Origin of the sequence: Halomonas sp. LBP4, from assembly GCF_003202205.1 — a bacterium.
In the GTDB taxonomy this organism is placed as follows: domain Bacteria; phylum Pseudomonadota; class Gammaproteobacteria; order Pseudomonadales; family Halomonadaceae; genus Halomonas; species Halomonas flagellata.
In genome coordinates this window covers 440163-442757 of record NZ_PDOG01000003.1, presented here as the reverse complement: position 1 = coordinate 442757, position 2595 = coordinate 440163, and the positions used below count along the sequence as shown (strand labels likewise).

At 64.5% G+C, this 2595-nt stretch carries 3 protein-coding genes and 1 pseudogene; 3 read left to right on the top strand and 1 reads right to left on the bottom strand.

The window, feature by feature from the left end; translation table 11 throughout:
* Positions 1-43 precede the first annotated feature (43 nt).
* Positions 44-712, bottom strand: a pseudogene (locus CR157_RS12430) (IS3 family transposase); the annotation flags it as partial.
* 186 nt (positions 713-898) lie between these two features.
* Between CR157_RS12430 and tnpA the strand changes: the two are divergent.
* From tnpA to tnpC, 3 genes are all read left to right on the top strand, one after another.
* Positions 899-1267, top strand: coding sequence for an IS66-like element accessory protein TnpA (gene tnpA / locus CR157_RS12425; protein ID WP_110283838.1), 369 nt, complete (start codon positions 899-901; stop codon positions 1265-1267).
* A complete protein-coding gene (gene tnpB / locus CR157_RS12420) occupies positions 1264-1599 on the top strand; it encodes an IS66 family insertion sequence element accessory protein TnpB (RefSeq protein WP_146218685.1) in 336 nt (111 codons plus the stop codon). The genes tnpA and tnpB overlap by 4 nt, the downstream gene beginning before the upstream one ends.
* 92 nt (positions 1600-1691) lie before the next feature.
* Positions 1692-2595: IS66 family transposase (gene tnpC, locus CR157_RS12415; RefSeq protein ID WP_110283837.1), on the top strand; the 904-nt coding region annotated here is incomplete at its 3' end.

The following is a 2595-nucleotide window of genomic DNA, read 5'->3' as shown; positions in this document are numbered from 1 at the left end:
CGGTGACTGTCAACATAGATGACGCCTGAAACGGATTGGTTCTTTAAAATCCTGCTGCCTTCGGCACCGGTTCCCGTTCGGGATTCAGGTGCACGGTATCCGGCAAGCTCAGATTGCGGATGTCTTTGGCCCAACGCTCCGGGTGGCGGGCCTTGGCCGCTTCGAAGACGGCGCGCCGCTGACCCAGGATCACCTCAGCTTCGCCGGAATGACGCTGTGCCGGCGTGACGTAGCGAAGAGCACTATGGCGATGCTCATGGTTGTACCAGTGGCTGAACGCCTGCACCCATTCTTGGGCCTCTGCCAGCGTGGCAAAGCCCGCTGCCGGGAAGCCCGGCCGGTACTTCAGCGTCTTGAACAGCGACTCCGAGTAGGCGTTGTCGTTGCTGACTCGAGGCCGGCTGTACGACGGCGTGATGCCCAGAACATAGAGCTTCTCGAGGAAGGTCGAGGCCTTCATTGGGCTGCCGTTATCAGCATGCAGAATCAATGGCTTGGCTTGAGTCGCCAAGTGCTCTCGCCAGCAGGCCTTCTGGATCAGCTCGGCCGCCAGCTCGCCGGTTTCGGCTTCGTAGACCTCGTGACCGACGATCTTGCGGCTGAAGACGTCCAAGATCAGGTACAGGTACCACCAAGTGCCGCGAGCTGGACCCGGCAGCCACGAGATATCCCAACACCACAGACGGTTAGGCGCATCGGCCTGATGCGTGGTAGCCCCTATCTGTCAACGTAGTTGTCACCTAACCCAACTTAGAGGTGATTAACGTGCGTTACTCCCCGGAGCGTAAGGAAGCCATCCTCAAGAAGATGGCACGTAAGCGGCCGGTGAACCCATCTACCGCAGAGCCCCAAATTCCGTGACGGTAGGTGTCCACCTATCAATAAGTGGACACCTATCATGACCGACTTAAGCGTGCTGGAAGCCCCTCGCAAGCGTCGCCGCTTCACCGCCGCCTTCAAGGCCAGGATCGTCGAGGCGTGCCAGCAACCCGGCGCCTCCGTCGCCGGTGTTGCCTTGGAGCACAGCCTGAATGCCAACCTGGTCCATAAGTGGATCCGTACCACTCGCCAGCGAAGCGCCGTGACCGAAGCGCCGGCGTTTGTGCCGGTGCCCATGGCCAGTGCCTCACCGCCGGTCGCTCCCCAGAACCAGGTGACGGACCGCATTCGCCTCACGATCCCGCGCCCCAACGGGCCGGTGGTCATCGAGTGGCCTGCCTCGGAGGCCGACACCTGCCGGTCGCTGATCCGGGAGCTGCTCGCATGATCCGCATCGACGAGATCTGGTTGGCCACCGAGCCCCTGGACATGCGCGCCGGCCCCGACACGGCGCTGGCCCGGGTGGTAAAGGTGTTCGGCGCTGCTCGACCGCACTGCGCCTATCTCTTTGCCAACCGGCGCGGCAACCGCATGAAGGTGCTGGTCCACGATGGCCTGGGCATCTGGCTCTGCGCCCGGCGTCTGAACCAGGGCAAGTTCCACTGGGCCGGGACTTGGCGAGGCGATCGGATCGAGCTGTCCCCCGAGCAGGTGACGGCGCTGGTGCAGGGGCTGCCGTGGCAACGCCTCGGTCCCAACGCCGCGATCTCGGTGGTCTGAGGCGTCAAGCCATGAACGGCATAGAAGGCGAGCGCTGGCCATTCGATGATCCGCGAATCCCGTTATCCCCCGTGGACTGGCATACTCGCCGGATGAACACGCCGCCCGATCTGTCTCAGCTCTCCCCCGATCAGCTCCGCCACCTGGCGGCGACGCTGATGTCGCAGGTCGAGCAGCAGGAGCAGGCGCTGGAGCAGAGCCAGAAAGCCCTGCGTCACAGCGAGCAGCGCAACCAGCAGTTGACCTACGAACTGGCGTTGTTGAAGCGCCACAAGTTCGGCCAGCGCAGCGAGCAGCTCGATGCGCTGCAGATCAGTCTGCTGGAGGAGGTGGTGGATGCCGACATCGCCGCCATCGAGGCCGAGCTGGAGGCACTGGTCACGCCCGCGACACCGCCGGCGACCAGGAAAAAGCCCAAGCGGGCGCCGTTGCCTCCCGAGCTGCCGCGGACCGAGATTCGCCATGAGCCGGAGAGCGAGCACTGCCCGTGCGGCTGCCAGTTGCGGCGGATCGGCGAAGAGGTCAGCGAGAAGCTGGACTATACCCCCGGGGTGTTCAGCGTCGAGCGCCATGTCCGCGGCAAGTGGGTCTGTGCTCAGTGCGAGACGCTGATCCAGGCACCGATGCCGGCCCAGATCATCGACAAGGGCATCGCCACCGCGGGCCTGCTGGCCCAGGTACTGATCGCCAAGTATGGCGATCACCTGCCGCTCTATCGGCAGGAGCAGATCTTCGCCCGGGCCGGCGTGCCGATTCCGCGCTCGACCCTGGCCGAGTGGGTCGGCATCTGCGGGGTGCGGCTCCAGCCGCTGATCGATGCCCTGCGTGACATGCTGCTCACCGAGCCGGTGCTGCATGCCGATGAAACCCCGGTGCCGATGCTGGCCCCGGGCAAGAAGAAGACCCACCGGGCCTACCTCTGGGCCTATGCCACCACGCCCTATGCCGACCTGAAGGCGGTGATCTACGACTTCACCGACGGTCGTGGCGGCCAGC

Bases quoted from the DNA above. Each gene is read 5' to 3' on its own strand.
- tnpA (WP_110283838.1), top strand. From the start codon at position 899: ATGACCGACTTAAGCGTGCTGGAAGCCCCTCGCAAGCGTCGCCGCTTC.
- tnpB (WP_146218685.1), top strand. From the start codon at position 1,264: ATGATCCGCATCGACGAGATCTGGTTGGCCACCGAGCCCCTGGACATG.